Genomic DNA, 17,118 nt, shown 5'->3' on the forward strand with positions numbered 1-17,118 from the left:
AACAAAGTAAAAGCTCCTGAGACAACTGCCTCAATGTCCCTTACAGTTCTGCAAATTAACCCATTCAACGCTAACTACTGAATTATATGCCACACCGAATTGTTATCATTATTTAATCGACCAAAGGGAGGGCAATAGAGTTAAGTCGGATAAATAGCAAATAAATACGACACTCTTGCGAACTATTTCACACCCCCTCCTACCCCTTACAATTCTTAACCATATGATCCAAATGCCAACCAAGAAGAGAGGCTTTTTTCTGCGCTAGGGATGGCAAATCAGCTTCTATAAACTGCCTGTTCAATATTTGTACACCCAGGATATGATTCAGCATTGCATCCAACTGAACTTTTTTTGATCTCGCTATAGACGGCGCCTTGTATTCTTTAATCAACCTATCTATGGCTGAGTATTGCAACAACCCAGCTGATTCAACCTTCACTGGGGTGACATATTCTTCAATAATTTCATGTACCCAGTTCCAGGCTCCAGAAACTGTATCTACTGGGGGAGCCATAAATGCAAACTTTTGTTTTCTACAAATAATATCAGGTAGAATTTTATCCATAGCTTTGCGAAGAACATACTTTTCCGTAGACCCACGAATCCGAATAGAGGGAGGGATTTGTGCAGCGAATTCAGCCAAATGATGATCAAGGAATGCTGGGCGGGTTTCAATGGAGTGTGCCATATCCACTCGGTCACTCACCCAGCCCAATATCTGAGTTTCAAACATTGTTTTTAGCCAGACATACTGGGATATATCCAGGGGGTGCCTTCCTTCGACTTGTAATAAGTCCAATTTACTTACAATAGCCCCCCCAGCATCGTATCCGCAGATCTCATTCTGCCAATCTTCATTTAGTAATTCTACAGCATGAAAATGGCAACTAAGCCAAGCTTGTAAACAAGCCGGGGTGAACCCCAGAACCCTATCCATCTCCGCTGATCGATAAGGGGTAATGGGCAACATAGCTCCCTTAAACAAGCTATTGCTCTCTTCTAGATACTTCTGCCAAGCTCTTCTTTGGGCTCGTTCAACTCCAGGAGAACCATACATATAAAAGTCCTTTTTAAATGCTGGATATCCTGAAAATAATTCATCCGCTCCCTCCCCTGTTATTACAACTTTATATCCATTAGACCTAACAGCCTTACTCAGTAAAAACTTTGCAACTGACAAGGTATTGTAGAATGTCCTTTCTGTATGCCAGACAGTATCCGTGTAGTGTTTGTATATATCCTCGCCGGAAATTTTTATCATTAATTGGTTAGTGCCAATTTCTCTCGCAACCTCCCTTGCAATAGATGATTCATCGTATTCTGGGCTTTCAAAACCTATTGTAAATGCGGTCTGAATTTTCTGAGAAAGCGACTCCCCTACTCCCAACAAACTACCAGAGTCAATACCGCCGGAAAGATAATAGACCACCGGCACATCTGCTTGAAGCCTTAAAGATACTGCATCTATAACCTTCTCACGCACCCCCTCAATATAATATTCATCTGTTCTATTAGAGACATTTTCCCTCGATGCGGGGAAACCAATATCCCAATACTTATGCCGCGAAATCACTAATCTGGAATCATACCGGCTAATTTTTTCGATACATCCAGGCTCAACCTGAAAAACACCATCAAAAGCTGTTTCTCCTGGAACAGAAACTTGTATAAGTTGATGATATATCCCATGCGGAGTTAAACGTCGATGCACATCGGGGTGTGCGAACAGGCATTTAATCTCAGAACCAAATACCAAACCCATTTTGGTTCTTGTCCAATATAGTGGTTTCACTCCAAACCGATCTCTAACCAAATAGAGACAGTCCTCTTCCGCATCAAAGAGAGCAAAAGCAAACTCACCTCGAAGATGTTGGATAGCTTCGCTTAAACCTAATTGTGCTATGAGGTGCAAAATAACTTCGGAGTCGCTTTTACTAAAAAAAGAAAATCCAGAAATACACAATCTGGCCCTAATACGTTGATAGTCATATATTTCACCATTATGGACCAAATAGTAGCGGCCATCTTGTGATATATATGGCTGGGATGCGCGGTCTTTACTGAGATCATTAATAGCCAAACGAACATGGCTCATTCCCATCCCCAAACCTTCGGGGTTTGCGAAACCTATACCATCCGGGCCGCGATGAAACTGAATAGCGGCCATATTTAGAAGAAGTTGGCCATCTACTGGCATTATTCTTGAACTATGAAAAATTCCTGCAATCCCACACATAGACGATACCTTTTGTCGGGATTCATTGAGATGTAAGATTCTAGATAATGTCACAAACCTCATTTGGATAACCACATATAGCGATTGCTAACGCCATTCTCACATATACACCACCTTTAGCTTGAAGGAAGTACCAATTATGCGAGGTATTGTCCAGATTCTTATCAAGTTCTTCCATACGAGGTAAAGGATGTAAAACAATTGCTTGTTTTTTCAATGGCGATTTGGCATTCAAAAAATAGCTATCCTCAAACCTTTTATGGCCTGCTGTCTTTAGCGATAGAGCATTCATGTAAACAATATCAAGCCTTGGAAGAACTTTAGCTACATCTTCGGTTAAATTTACTTTTAGACCTTTTTCCTGCAGTGCCAGAAATTGATCCTGCCGAAATGGCTCTTGCTCTTCCTTACCACACAAAATGAACACCTCGGAAAAAATCTCAGGAAAATGACTCAATATTGTCAGCAAGCTTCTCGAGGCTCTCATTCGGTCAGGAGCACCAATTAAACCTATTGTGTACTTCTTCTGCTCCCTTGTCAGGATTGCGGGATTCCACTTCAAAATCGTATATAAGTCGATAAGGGATTGGGTAGGATGCTCATCTATTCCATTACCGGCATTGATTATAGGAACGCTAAGATGATCTGCCATAACTTTAACTGAATTTTCACAGGAATCCCGTAAAACAACACAGTCACCATAGTTACTCACCATCTCAGCAACATCCGGCAAGCTCTCTCCAACACCAATACGTGTCGTTCCTTTATCTGTGATTGAGACTATATTCCCACCCAGGCTTAGCCAAGCACTCTCAAAGGACAATCTTGTCCGGGTACTCGATTCAAAGAATGCACTAATCAATATCTTCCCCCCTAAGTGATTTGAAAATTGGCCTCGATTTAACTCACAGCGACACGACAATCTAAGCAACTGTAAAATTGCACTCCTAGAAAGTTCACTGCTTGATACAAGACTTTTCCCATTCAAAGACTTCAAGTAACCCCCCCTTTCGGGAATGCTCTCCAATAAGGCTTTCGTCATTGAGATTGTATCTTTTCCGTGAGAAGCGCCAGCTATCATAACTATGTCTCGAGTGAGAAATTTGAAGAAACGGGCATCGTCAAACTCAAATTTAAATATATCAACACAATATTTCTGACATCTTTTAGCGATACTAGCCCCCTTCCACACAAAAAGTGATATGGCTGAAGTTATTGTAACTTGTCCCAATATGGTGTTCGTTGAAGCATCTCTCGCCAAATTCTCTTAGGAAGAAGCTGAAATGGTGCAATTCCCTGTTGAATCTGCCACCCACCTCCCAGCGACAAATACACTTGTACAAGATTAGCTGCTACGGCACCGCGTGCTATCGCCAAAATATCCTGCTGCTGAACATCTGATATCAGCGTAGTTATCACAGTATCAAATTCCACTTGGCCATTAGTATATTGAGACAGGGAAATGTCGACAGATCGCTGGGAGGCTTGGGCAGCCACCTCATAGTGAACTAATTGCCTTTGGGATTTTATATAAGCGACAATAGCGTTCTCCACATCAGCTTGCGCTAACAGAACTATTTGCTGATAGTCAGACACCAACTGCTGAAAAATCGCATCCTGTAGCCTGACATTGCTCCGAAGTCTTCCGTAGTTAAAGAGATTCCAGTCAAATTCAATAAAAAGGTCCCAGGCACTACTGCTGCCATTAAGTTGACCGCCATTGATATCGATAGCCCCTATCTCCCCACCGATACTAAAGTTTGGATAGAGTTCCGCCCTCGCAACACCTATTAACTCACCTTGAGCTGCCAGCCGTCGCTCTGCTGCACGGATATCGGGTCGCTGCCTTAATAAATCCTGAGGCATACCAACAGTAACGACTTTAGGAATCATAGGTATGGATGAGGGAAAAGAGACTATGTACCTCAAACTATTAGGAGGTATTCCCAGAAGGACTGCCAGGGCATTTTCAAACTGCTGTAAGCTTATCTCCAGTCCCGGCACGCTGGCTTCTGTGTTACTGAGCAACGCCTGCGCTTGCTCCGCATCCAGTGCACTGACCTCTCCTGCACGAAATTTGACTCTCGCGATCCTTAAACCCTCGCGTTGTACGCGAATGTTTTCCCTGGCAACTACCAGTCTGCGTTTCGTCGTGCGAATATTAATATAGGTCTGCGCCACCTGGGCAATAATAGAAACCAGCACACCATCATAGTCCGCTATGCTGGCTTCAAAATCTGCTGCGGCCGAATTAACCAACCTTCTTAACTGCCCCCAGGTATCTAATTCCCAAGTCAAGTTGAAGTTCGGGTAATATTCAGTCTGCAAATTGCCGGTGATGCCCGATCGAACATACTTTGAACGATCAATAAGCCCCTCAAGCTGTTGTGTTTGGGGATACTGGTTACCTATTGCAATAGCTAGCTGTTGCTGGGCCTGGAGAGCCCTGAGAGCCGCAGAACGCAGCTCCAGGTTATTCTCAATCGCAAGTGAGACTAATTCGTCCAGCGTTACATCTGAAAATGCCCGCTGCCACCACAATGGGTTAACGGCTTCCAAGGTATCCAGTTTTGAGCTGGTTTGATAGATCCACTCACTTTCGACCTCCACCGGCGGGGGATGGTAATCTGGCCCCAGCATACAACTACTGCCGAAGCTGAGCAGCAATGCCAACAGGCTCCCCTGTAAGCTCCGTATTAACCCTTTCCTGAAACTATTGGGATTGCACCGGTTCATCTTGCTCGGTGCCCGCAGAATTGCTCATTACTAGCACTGAGCTGGTAAATCCAACACGAAGCTTCACAGATTCGGGGACTTCTGTCAGATGAATCCTGACGGGAATACGCTGTGCAAGGCGAATCCAGTCAAATGTGGGATCTACCATTGGCAATAAGTCATTACCCGCAGTTCCATCTTTGCGAGCAATACCCCAGCCAATACTTTCAACATACCCTTCCAACTCTAGATGAGGATAAGCCATCAACTTCATAAACGCCTTATCCCCCGGAGCAATTCGACGAACAAAAGTTTCGCGAAAAAAACCATCTATACGAAAAGTGCTTATATCAACTACAGAAAGTGCGGGCTGGTTGGCGACGGCCTGATCGCCGTAACGAAAATCTATATTGGTGACATAACCAGTAACCGGAGCAACAACCGTTGTGTATTCAAGATTTAGCCGCGCCTGCTCTAGCAGCGCAAAAGCCGCACGAACGCCCGGGTTATCGGCTCCAAGCGCACCCAACTGTGCTCTAACCTGCTCCAGCTCTGCTTGGGATTGCTCCAGAGCAGCCATAGATTCCACCAAGCTGGCTTCTGCGCCCGCTCGATACTCAATTGTGGATTCATACTCAGCCTGAGCCGCTTGTAATGCCCTTACTGATGTCGCTCTCTGGGGTAGCAGTTCTCTCTGCCGATCATATTCAGCTTTGGTTCTTGCAACTTCGGCATCGAGTGCGCCGATATTACTTTTAGCCAGATCAATATTTGCTATTGATTCCCTAATCCTGGCCTCATAAGCGAGAACATTCTTGTTTTGCGCTCGGTACGTATCCAGAGCTTCCTCGTACTCTGCCTTGGCCTCTTCCAAGGCTGCTTCATATATTCGCGGGTCAATCTGAAACAGTAGATCCCCAGCATTAATAAACTGATTATTCTTAATAGGCAACTCAACTACCTGGCCAGTTACCCTGGGAGTCACTTGAATAATATCCGCCTGCACCTTCCCATCCCTGGTCCAGGGATTATTGAGATATCTCCAGAACTGGATAATAAGCAACAACAGTGCTAAAAGAACTATTGTTCCAGTAAAAATATACTTTCTATACCTAGCCACTACTATATTCCCAAGAATATCCTTCCTATAAAAATTGCATAAATTACACTAAGGGAGATAATGACAACCGGTGGATTGGCAAAATATCGGGACAAACGATACCGATCCAGAAGCCTAGCGGTTAACAAGGCCGCAACAACACCATACAAAGCTATCACCAATATTGGTGATAGATAGAAACTGCCTATTGATATATCGTGCGGCACTCTTTCCATTTAAAACCCTACAGACATTAAAGACACCTTTCCTCACAGAAAGCCTTCCAATCCACAGATTCTGAAACGCGACGAAATTCTACCAGATAGTTATTGATACAATGCGTAACACCCAAGAAATAAAGAAAGTTTGTTACACCCTCTCTGGACTTTTCACTACACTCCCTCAATTCCATCAACTCACCGACATCGATATTTGCCCTCTCAAATATCCTCCTATAACCTCTTCGCAGGGATTCAATATCAACCTTTTGGTTACCGCCAGAAAAATAGATAAGTATTTTGCTTGCGAGCCGCCTCCATATGAATGCCTCGCGAAGTAATCTTTTAGGAGCCACAAAATTGATTTTTTTCTTATCAATTTTATATAACAGCTTAACCTGGTTGGATATCAACATAGCCAAACCTATAAGGCTTTGCATCTGGCTTCTGGTCATACCCCGCATTTTTTTATCAGAAATACCCTCCACCCAATAGAACACTCTCTTCCTTGAAATCATAATAATATTCAGGTGGTACAATATATATAATCGGAAAAACCATGATTTCCTCTTCTTTTTTGGAATATCACCCTCCACCACCAGCCATGCAGCGCTGTTGAGAATCCTGTCAATGCTTCTCTTCAGGTTTATTTCTGGATGGGCAGTGAAGGGGATATTTCTTGAAACGGCCAAAATACAAAAAATTATTGCTAACACAAATAGATAATTTGTGTAAACCACAAAACTATACTCTTGAGAGTTGTTGAAATTGAAAATAATCTGAGGAAAGATAAGAACCAAGGTTCGAATCATCGACTGGGGCCCAAAGACCTTATTTGAGGAAAAGCTTACTACAAACGTCCATACAAAGATCACGACAGCCAACGAATAAAATCCATGCAATTTCGGCATTAAAAAGAAATATATAGGTGCCGATAATATGCATACTAAAATCGTGAAAACACAGGTTTCAAACAATTGAATTTTGGGGGTCATTGAGGCGAGAATACCTATTACTGTTATCAGTAATATAACCAGCAATCCACCAATCATATCAGGGATAAAAAGATATGCCAGATAAGCGATCCACATTCCCATCTGAACACGGACAATATTAGTCAACCTGTCTGGGTCGGGCATCAAAGCTCCAAGCCACCCTATACCATCACTACTTACCTGTCTCGAATAGGAGTCACCCCGGGTTTGTATATCATTTACTGAATCAATCAGAGATCGGGTTTCTACCTCCAAGTCATTTAAGGATTTTCTAGTAACGGCTAAAGCTGCGGTTTCAAAGGTTGACAACCTCTTTACTTCTTCAATATTTCCTCGAACCACTCTCCCATTGGCACTATCTACAGGCATTTCCTCTGAAAGGGCAGTTTCCACTTGCGCGAGACGCCCCTCAATGTCGGGCATGTATTCGTCGACACCAATAAGGAATTTTGATATACCAAGATCACCAGAGAGGGCTAAGCTTTCTTCCAACTTCAAGAGGGATTGCGTGACGGCTGTCGCAGATTGACCAAAGTGACCCCACTGCTTTCGACATTCCCACACCTCATAACTATCTGAGCTCGCATCGCCAATGGCTGTTTGTAAGCGCGTATCAAGCTCTAAAAGAGCAACACGCTTTTTACGCCTAATTTTTATTTTCTCGCCACTTCTAACCCGGGAAAAACAATTATCCGCAAACCGACGATGCTCTCTCAATAATTCCAGAGATGCTCTTCTTAACTCACCACGACTACAGTTAGGCCAGATCAAAACGGCTACCAATCCGTAGACAATTATTCCGAGCAGGGACTCCTGAATACGTAATACCCCAGCCTTGTAGGATATAGAAAAGTCACCGCCGGTCACATCCCACAATAAAAAGATGACATAACCACTTGTAAGCCAAAAGTACTGGTAGTTCGATCTCTGTAAAAAATAGACGCAGATAGACACCCAAATAGATAGGGCGATCATAAACAACCAGCGATCCTGTGGAAATAACGCGACGATTAACCAGCCTGCCAGCAAGGCAAATAGCGTCCCTAAAATCCACAAAATAGCTCGATTTAGCGACTGCCCAAGATTTGCCTGACTGCAAACAATAACAGCAAATCCACCCCAAAAAGGTTTTTCCCAATTCAGGCCTAAAGCGATGGCATAAACGATTACTAAAGCTGTTGCTAGCTTAATCGACTCTTTAATATTGCGAGACAACTGCAAAGCTTTCTCCGACCATTTCTACATGCTATTGCTTCACCATTTTGATCTTTGGCACAGCAACATTTATCTACCCTAAATACAAATTGGATATCCAAAAGGGAGTATGGCATATAAAGAGGTAGAGAAATCCAAGACCTGGGGGCTTAGCTAAAACATTCCGAGGCCTAACAATCCTCCCATTGGCACGAAATACAAATGCTGCAGCTAATAAAAATAAACGCCTAAAATACCAAAATGATTAGGTATATCTTCCAAGCTCTCTTATCGCAATCCTGAAGACCAAGCCTTCCCCCATCTTCGCCCCACAACTTTAAATACAATAATTATAAATCCTTAAGGCATGAGGGAAATGAAGTATTTGCAGTGTTGCCAGACCAAACATTGGTGCCAGAGCTACAATCCGAAGCTTCATTGTCATCTGAAAGGTCGTCAAAACCACTGCCCGTCACAGTATTCCCACTAACCACATTATCCATATTTGGGATTACATAGGGGCCACCAATAGCAATCCCTAAAACTTCGTTATTCTCAACAACATTACTGGCAATAACACAAAAAGAAGCACCTACAGTCTGCCCGTCAATTATTCTTGCCCCTAAGCTTATGGCTACCCCATTGCCTTCTAAATAGTTGTTTCCAATATAGGAAAAGAAACCAAAGCCACCTATTCCATCTTCGAAAAACCCAGAGATACTATTTCCAATAGCAACATTCGCCACGCCCTCCAGAACAATACCCGAAGCCTGGACATTAGTCGTATTTAACAGGGTACTTTGTCGGATAAGGTTACTATTACTTTCCGCAAAAACGCCTGCACCACTGGATTCCTCGACAGTTACACTGATTACTTTATGTAGGCCACTCCCCGCCAATTCCAATCCAGTTTCACAATTGCTAACAACTCCACCCGTCACAATTCCTGAGGTTCCTAATATAAGTACCCCAACCCCATCAGTGGTGCATTCAATTGCGCCGTCACCAGACATTGCGAGACTGCCATCAGGACCCTCAATGGTAATTGCTGGATCTTCACTGCAAGATAGCGGGTCAGTGAGCGCCTGCGAGTCAGTAATCGTATCTCCACATTGAACATCTGCTATGGCATAGGAGGAAAAAGCCGAAATCAACATTATCAGCCCCGCCAAATATCGCTTATTCGGAGAATTAGACATAGCTGGAGCCTCGACGTGAAGTTAAAATTAAACTTCAGTGTCGGACTCCAAAAAGCAGCTTGCCATAAGAATATATTCTCATTCTAACTTAAACGATAGAGATATATCTTATGACTAAAATCATAAAATCACTGACAATGCATCGACAATCGCCCTTATATACAAACCTAAAAACTAACCCAGCATATTAATTAACATACAACCAAGGAGCATTCCCAGATTAAAAACTCAGTTGATCACGATTTGCTTTTTAGGAAACCGTATAACACCGTCGCTTTCCCATCGATAACTGTCTTCCACCTCCAAATTCTTAAGCTGAACCCCATCAGGCATATTGATTCCTTTAATAAATCTGCCCGAATAATCCCAAAACCCCATATGACAAGGGTCGAATAAACCTTGCAGCGGTATATCTCCCGCAAATCCTGAAGAATCGTGTAGAAAACACCCTTTATGGGTACTCAGCGGATAATAAACAAAAAAGTCTGGAATAGTCCCTTCACTATAGTAGGGACCATTTGTCAATTTATTATTAGCAACAAGCTCCTTCAAATATTCTTCTGTAGGCCGATAAATTGCTAAAGGCCTACTCTCATATTCATAGATTTGCATCTTGCCTTTAGGGATTGAATAAACACTAACAGTCAAAGGCCCATCCGTTGCAGCAGATGGTTTCAAGCTTTCAACAAAGGGGTATAAAGAAAATAGTAAGCCGACACAAACCAACCCCCAGACACACCGAACAAGAATTTTCCTTTTGCTCATCTCAATCCCCTAAGATGCACCACCTAATTTTGCCTCAGCCACCCAGTTCAGTAATAAATATTAAAGATGGCAGGCTTCGCAAACCGAAGCTCCATAATACAACTTAAGAGTCAGGAGAGAACTAACAAAATTACCTGCGACAATCTGGATTAGCGCAGGGTAACAGAGCTAAAACCAATTAATAGCTGATGCAGATACCCCAAAATAAAAAAAGGCCCCAAATGGGGCCTTCTCGAACTCAACTAGCTCAGCAATTATGCATTTAGAGCTTTAAACTCGCGCCTACGGCGATGCAGAACCGGCTCGGTATAACCATTTGGCTGGGCACAACCTTCAAATACCAGCTCACAAGCAGCCTGGAAGGCAACGCTCTTATCAAAGTTCGGTGCCATATCGTTATAGTTGGAGTCGCCGGCATTCTGGCGGTCTACCACAGCAGCCATACGCTCCATAGTTTCACGCACTTGTTTTTCGCTAACGATACCCTGCTTGAGCCAGTTGGCGATATGCTGAGAGGAAATTCTCAGGGTTGCACGGTCTTCCATCAGGCCAACATCATTGATATCCGGCACCTTGGAGCAACCCACGCCCTGCTCTACCCAGCGCACTACATAGCCGAGAATACCTTGGGCATTGTTGTCCAACTCAAGCTGGATATCTTTAGCACTCCAATTGGTTTCAGCCGCTACCGGAACCGTCAGAATATCTTCCAACTTGGCGTGATGGCGATGTTGAATCTCTTCCTGGCGGCGATTCACATCCACTTTGTGGTAGTGCAAAGCATGCAAGGTAGCAGCCGTGGGCGACGGTACCCACGCCGTATTGGCACCGGCCATTGGGTGGGCCAACTTAGCGTGCATCATGGCTGACATCTGGTCTGGAATTGGCCACATACCTTTACCAATTTGTGCTCTGCCCTTCAGGCCACTGTTCAGGCCAACATCCACATTCCACTCTTCGTAGGCGCTAATCCAAGTGGATTGTTTCATATCACCCTTGCGAATCATGGGGCCCGCAAGCATGGAAGTATGAATCTCGTCACCGGTGCGATCGAGGAAGCCAGTATTAATAAAGACTACACGCTCTTTCGCTTCGGCAATACAGGCTTTGAGGTTCACAGTGGTGCGTCGCTCTTCGTCCATAATGCCCATTTTTACCGTGTAACGGGGCAGATCGAGTGCATCTTCGATTCGGTTAAACAGAGTATTGGCGAAAGCCACTTCCTCCGGGCCGTGCATCTTCGGTTTTACGATATAGATGCTGCCTTCACGGGAATTCTTGATCGGGCTCTCACCACGGAGGTCGTGCAAAGCGATCAAGCTGGTGATCATGCCGTCGAGAATCCCTTCGGGGATTTCCTGGCCATCGCCGAACAGCACTGCATCGTTGGTCATCAGGTGACCGACGTTGCGCACGAACATCAGGCTGCGCCCCGGTAAGGTAACCTGGTTGCCGTTCGGGGAGGTGTACTCACGATCTGCATTGAGCTTTCGCTCAAAGGACTTACCGCCTTTGCTAATGGTTTCCTTCAGGTCGCCCTTCATCAGACCGAGCCAGTTGCGGTAAACCACTACCTTATCTTCAGCATCGACAGCCGCTACCGAATCCTCGCAATCCATAATGGTGGTCAGCGCGGATTCCATTAGCACATCTTTAACACCGGCATCATCGGTTTTGCCGATGGGGCTCTCGCGATCCACCTGGATCTCAAAGTGCAAACCGTGCTGCTTCAGCAGGATGCTGGAAGGCTCTTCGCTGTCACCCAAATAACCAACAAACTGCTTGGCATCTTTTAAGGTGGCGATGTCGCCATTGGCCTGTACCACTTCCAGCAGCGAGCCATTGATGCGGTATTGCACCGCCTCAGCGTGACTGCCACAGGTAAGCGGGGCCGACTGATCGAGGAAGTTGCGTGCATATTCGATCACTTTAGCGCCGCGAACCGGGTTGTATTCCGTACCTTTTTCCGCGCCACCCTCTTCACTGATCACATCTGTACCGTAGAGTGCGTCGTAAAGGCTGCCCCAGCGCGCGTTTGCCGCATTGAGCGCATAGCGTGCATTCATTACCGGCACAACCAGCTGAGGTCCCGCCAGGATGGCGATCTCTTCATCGACATTTTCGGTAGTTGCGCTGAATTCAGCAGGCTCATCGGCGAGGTAGCCGATCTCTCGCAGGAAAGTCTGGTAGCCTTCCAGATCGCGGAAACCCTCGGGGTTGTCCGTGTGCCAGCGATCCAGGGTCTCCTGCAGTTCATCACGTTTTTCCAGCAACGCGCGATTTACCGGGGCCAGATCGTGGACAATAGATTCCAATTTGGCCCAGAAAGCTTCGGCGCTAACTCCAGTTCCTGGAATCACCTCCTCGCAAACCAGGTTGTAAAGTTCTGGTGCGATTTGCAGATCGCCGATTTGGACTCGTTCCGTCATACCCAGGGCCTCTCATCAGATTGTTGGAATAGCGGCATTCTAAACAGCCATTTCCACATACCGCTAATTTATAGACACAATTCCCACTATTCATAGATCGAATTTTTATGACAAAGCAGTTGATGTGTGTTTGCCCGGACAAAACCGCGCAGACACAGCGCCCACCTGCAACATCGTTACAAAGCGCGGCCAATATCGAGAATTAAACGGCGCAGCCAGCGGTGCGGGGCGCTCTGTTGCAACAGTGGGCTCCAAGCCATTTTTAACTCCAAGTTGGGAATTTCAAGGGGCGGATCACGCCTCACCACGCGGGGATTATCACTGGCCAATTGGGCCAAGCGAGTGGGCACCGTTACGATCAGATCGCTCTGTTCAGCCAGCAGCATAGCTACCTGGTAGTGACGGGTGAAAACGGAGATATCCCGCTTCTCTCCCAAACGACCTATGGCCTCATCTACCCAGCCCAAGCGCTGTACATCTTCCGGGTTAACCCCGACACCCACCCCCATACCGGTCTTGCTCACCCAGATATGCTGGGCTTCCAGATAACTCTGAAGATTGTAATCCCGGAGTATCGGGTTATCAGCGCGCATCACACAGGAGAAGCTGTCGCGCCATACGGTGGCCTGGTGAAAGCTCTGAGGCATGCTGTCAAAGCGGTTGATCACCATATCCACTTTGCCTTGCTCTACATCCACAAAGCTCACATCACTGGGCGTCATGATATCCAGGCTGATACCCGGGGCGTCATCCCGCAGCTGCTTTAACAGCGGCGGTATCAGGGTGGACTCGGCATAGTCACTAGCCATGATGCGGAAGGTGCGGCGGGTATTGGCGGGGTCAAAATCCCGATTTGGCTGGATAACCCGATCAATGGAGGAGAGTGCTTCGCGCACCATCGGCTGCAATTCCAGAGCCCTTTCCGTGGGCATCATGCCCTCACGGGTGCGCACCAGCAACGGATCGTCAAACAGTTCCCGCAGGCGCTTCAGGCCATTACTCATGGCCGGTTGGGACAGCCCCAGGTAATTAGCTGCACGGGTCACATTGCGTTCGCGCAGTAGCACATCGAGATACACCAGCAGGTTCAGGTCAGCTCTTTCCAGTTGCATACATCTATTCGCCAAATCGATAGTGGAAATAAAATCAATAAATTAGGCAAATTATGCCACTCCTCCTAAGATACTCAACACCTAATCGCAGTCACCGTTTAAGGATTTACAGTCATGTCCACTTACACTCAAGACATCGACGCGGTAGCAAAGCTCCGTGAAAGCCATGGCAGCTCCTGGGACGCCATCGATCCCGAATCTGTTGCCCGTATGCGTGCCCAGAACAAATTCAAGCACGGCCTGGATATCGCCAAGTACACCGCTGATATCATGCGCGCCGACATGGAAAACTACGACAAGGACACGTCCAAGTACACCCAGTCCCTGGGTTGCTGGCACGGTTTCATCGGTCAGCAGAAGATGATTTCTATTAAGAAGCACTTCGAAGGCAATACCGACCGCCGCTACCTGTACCTGTCCGGCTGGATGGTTGCCGCTCTGCGCAGCGAATTCGGTCCTCTGCCCGACCAGTCCATGCACGAAAAAACTTCCGTAGCTGCTCTGATCGAAGAGCTCTACACCTTCCTGCGCCAGGCTGATGCCCGCGAACTGAACGACCTGTTCCGCGAAGTGGACGCCGCTCGCGAAGCTGGCAATAAAGAAGCTGAGAAAGCTGCCCAGGACAAGATCGACAACCACAAGACTCACATTGTACCGATCATCGCCGACATCGATGCAGGTTTTGGTAACGCCGAAGCAACTTACCTGCTGGCCAAGAAAATGATCGAAGCGGGTGCTTGCTGTATCCAAATCGAAAACCAGGTTTCTGACGAGAAGCAGTGTGGTCACCAGGACGGTAAAGTAACCGTTCCTCACGAAGACTTCCTGGCCAAGATCCGCGCAGTTCGCTACGCGTTCCTGGAACTGGGCGTAGACAACGGTGTTATCGTTGCCCGTACCGACTCCCTGGGCGCTGGCCTGACCAAGCAAATCGCTGTAACCAATAAGCCGGGTGACCTGGGTGACCAGTACAACGCCTTCCTGGATTGCGAAGAAATCGATGCTTCCGAGCTGGCCAACGGCGACGTAATCATCAACCGCGAAGGCAAGCTGCTGCGTCCTAAGCGTCTGGCTTCCAACCTGTTCCAGTTCCGCAAGGGCACTGGCGAAGCGCGCTGCATCCTGGACAGCATCACCTCTTTGCAGAACGGTGCAGACCTGATCTGGATCGAAACCGAGAAGCCTCACGTTCGCCAGATCGGCGGCATGATGGACGAAATCCGCAAAGTCGTTCCCGATGCGAAGCTGGTTTACAACAACAGCCCGTCCTTCAACTGGACCCTGAACTTCCGTCAGCAGGTATTCGATGCTTGGTCTGAAGAAGGTAAAGACGTATCCGCATACGACCGCGCCAACCTGATGAGCGCCGAGTACGACGACTCTGAGCTGTCTGCAGCGGCCGACGAGAAGATCCGTACCTTCCAGGCCGACGCGGCTCGCGAAGCTGGTATCTTCCACCACCTGATCACTCTGCCGACTTACCACACTGCGGCCCTGTCTACCGACAACCTGGCCAAAGAGTACTTCGGTGAGCAAGGTATGCTGGGCTATGTGAAAGGCGTACAGCGCAAAGAGATCCGCCAGAGCATCGCCTGCGTTAAGCACCAGAACATGGCTGGTTCCGACATCGGCGACGACCACAAAGAATACTTTGCTGGTGACGCTGCCCTGAAGGCTGGTGGTAAAGACAACACCATGAACCAGTTCGGTTAATCGACCGGTACGGTTTCAGTAAATTTGAGGCGGCACTTGCCGCCTCTTTTTTTGAACCCATTGGGTTCATCTCAAAGCACCGCAAGTTTGCCTACGCTTTGATCTCTGCAATTTTTATTACTTGGGCCGCTACTGCGGCCCTTTTTTATTCCGAAACTGAACTACCCCGGTTCTTTCCCTCGTAAAGACAACTCCTCGGCTAGCCTTAAAGCACCCTCGTTGAAATTCGCGCATCATGAGCGATCAAAATTTAATTCTGATATTCAATTGCGGCAGCTCGTCAGTGAAGTTTTCCGTGCTGGACCCAGATTCGGGTGCAGAACATCTTGCTGGTATCGCGGAAGCCCTTGGCACCCCCAAAGCCAAACTGAAGTGGCACTATCAAGGAACAGAAGACTCCCATCGGCTCGCGCTGGATAGCGACCACGCAGCGGTCATTAATGAGCTGGTGACTCAGTTTGACAAGGCTTGGTCAGATTTACAGCACGGGCTTAAGGCCATAGGCCACCGAGTTGTCCATGGCGGCGAACATTTCTCCAGCTCCGTTCTGATCAATCAGAAGGTGATGGCCTGTATCGAAGAGTGCTGTGATTTGGCCCCTTTGCATAACCCCGCTGCTCTCAAGGGGATCTACGCCGCCCTTGATGCATTCCCCCAACTCCCCCAAGTCGCCGTTTTTGATACCGCCTTTCATCAGCAAATGCCGAAGTATGCGTATCTATACGGGCTCCCCTACCCACTGTACGAAGAGCACAAGATCCGCCGCTATGGCATGCATGGCAGTAGCTATCAGTACATTGGCGAGCGGTGCGCCGAACTACTGGGAAAACAGACGGCTGAACTCAATATTATTGCTGCCCACCTCGGTGGCGGCGCCTCTATTTGCGCCATCAAACAGGGGCGCAGTGTAGATACAAGCATGGGGCTTACACCTCTTGAAGGACTGGTAATGGGGAGTCGCTGCGGCGATCTGGACCCGGGAATACTCCTCTACTTACAGCAAGCGCTTGGATATACCCAAGCCTCACTAGAGCAGCTGCTAAATAGAGAAAGCGGTATGCTGGGCATATCCACCCTGAGCAGTGATTGCCGCGCGCTGGAGCAAGCTGCAGAAAAAGATCATCAGGGAGCCAAACTCGCCCTGGAAATATTCTGTTACCGCCTAGCCAAATATATCGCTTCCTACACCATCCCCTTGGCTAGCGTCGATGCTTTGGTATTCACAGGCGGTATCGGGGAGAACTCCTCCGGGGTGCGAAGCCGGACCATCGAATGGCTCAAGCCCTTAGGCTACCAGCTCAACCCCGAAGCCAATCAGAAAACCAAGTCGCAAGTAGAGGGGGTAATCTCTGCGCAGGAAACTCCCTACATCCTGGTAATCCCCACTAAGGAAGACTGGATTATTGCCCGGGATACATCGCGCTTGGTGCAGTCTTAAAC

Annotated in this window: 12 protein-coding genes; 2 read left to right on the forward strand and 10 right to left on the reverse strand. The window is 47.0% G+C overall.

The features are described 5' to 3' along the window. Window positions 1-199: 199 nt before the first annotated feature. The 10 genes from asnB to ACJJIW_RS19090 form a co-directional block, all read right to left on the reverse strand. Window positions 200-2,239, reverse strand: a complete 2,040-nt coding sequence (gene asnB, locus ACJJIW_RS19045) for an asparagine synthase (glutamine-hydrolyzing) (RefSeq protein ID WP_444936079.1) — start codon at window positions 2,237-2,239, stop codon at window positions 200-202. A gap of 40 nt (window positions 2,240-2,279) precedes the next feature. Beyond that, on the reverse strand, window positions 2,280-3,320 hold the full coding sequence (locus ACJJIW_RS19050) for an aspartate/ornithine carbamoyltransferase family protein (protein ID WP_444937372.1): 1,041 nt from the start codon (window positions 3,318-3,320) through the stop codon (window positions 2,280-2,282). A 131-nt stretch (window positions 3,321-3,451) separates the two neighbouring features. Then, the gene (locus ACJJIW_RS19055; RefSeq protein WP_444936080.1) at window positions 3,452-4,912 is read right to left on the reverse strand and encodes an efflux transporter outer membrane subunit; all 1,461 of its coding nucleotides are present in this window, start codon (window positions 4,910-4,912) and stop codon (window positions 3,452-3,454) included. Between the two features lie 40 nt (window positions 4,913-4,952). Then, complete coding sequence (locus ACJJIW_RS19060; RefSeq protein ID WP_444936081.1) at window positions 4,953-6,074, reverse strand: HlyD family secretion protein; 1,122 nt, start codon at window positions 6,072-6,074, stop codon at window positions 4,953-4,955. 2 nt (window positions 6,075-6,076) lie between these two features. Further along, window positions 6,077-6,289 (reverse strand): DUF1656 domain-containing protein, encoded by a 213-nt coding sequence (locus ACJJIW_RS19065; protein WP_444936082.1) that lies wholly within the window; start codon window positions 6,287-6,289, stop codon window positions 6,077-6,079. A gap of 17 nt (window positions 6,290-6,306) precedes the next feature. Further along, the gene (locus tag ACJJIW_RS19070; RefSeq protein WP_444936083.1) at window positions 6,307-8,487 is read right to left on the reverse strand and encodes an FUSC family protein; all 2,181 of its coding nucleotides are present in this window, start codon (window positions 8,485-8,487) and stop codon (window positions 6,307-6,309) included. A 323-nt stretch (window positions 8,488-8,810) separates the two neighbouring features. Next, window positions 8,811-9,617, reverse strand: a complete 807-nt coding sequence (locus ACJJIW_RS19075) for a right-handed parallel beta-helix repeat-containing protein (protein WP_444936084.1) — start codon at window positions 9,615-9,617, stop codon at window positions 8,811-8,813. Window positions 9,618-9,887: 270 nt separating this feature from the next. Continuing rightward, entirely contained in the window at window positions 9,888-10,424 is a 537-nt protein-coding gene (locus tag ACJJIW_RS19080) for a Rieske (2Fe-2S) protein (RefSeq protein ID WP_444936085.1), read from the reverse strand. Between the two features lie 254 nt (window positions 10,425-10,678). Beyond that, window positions 10,679-12,853, reverse strand: coding sequence for a malate synthase G (locus tag ACJJIW_RS19085; protein ID WP_444936086.1), 2,175 nt, complete (start codon window positions 12,851-12,853; stop codon window positions 10,679-10,681). Between the two features lie 176 nt (window positions 12,854-13,029). Next, complete coding sequence (locus tag ACJJIW_RS19090; protein ID WP_444936087.1) at window positions 13,030-13,965, reverse strand: LysR family transcriptional regulator; 936 nt, start codon at window positions 13,963-13,965, stop codon at window positions 13,030-13,032. 114 nt (window positions 13,966-14,079) lie between these two features. Here ACJJIW_RS19090 and ACJJIW_RS19095 point away from each other — a divergent pair, with 114 nt between their 5' ends. Both ACJJIW_RS19095 and ACJJIW_RS19100 read left to right on the forward strand, forming a co-directional pair. Then, on the forward strand, window positions 14,080-15,678 hold the full coding sequence (locus ACJJIW_RS19095) for an isocitrate lyase (protein WP_444936088.1): 1,599 nt from the start codon (window positions 14,080-14,082) through the stop codon (window positions 15,676-15,678). 235 nt (window positions 15,679-15,913) lie between these two features. After that, window positions 15,914-17,116, forward strand: coding sequence for an acetate kinase (locus tag ACJJIW_RS19100; protein WP_444936089.1), 1,203 nt, complete (start codon window positions 15,914-15,916; stop codon window positions 17,114-17,116). Window positions 17,117-17,118 lie beyond the last annotated feature (2 nt).

The organism is Microbulbifer maximicatervae (SeqCode) (genome assembly GCF_052467815.1).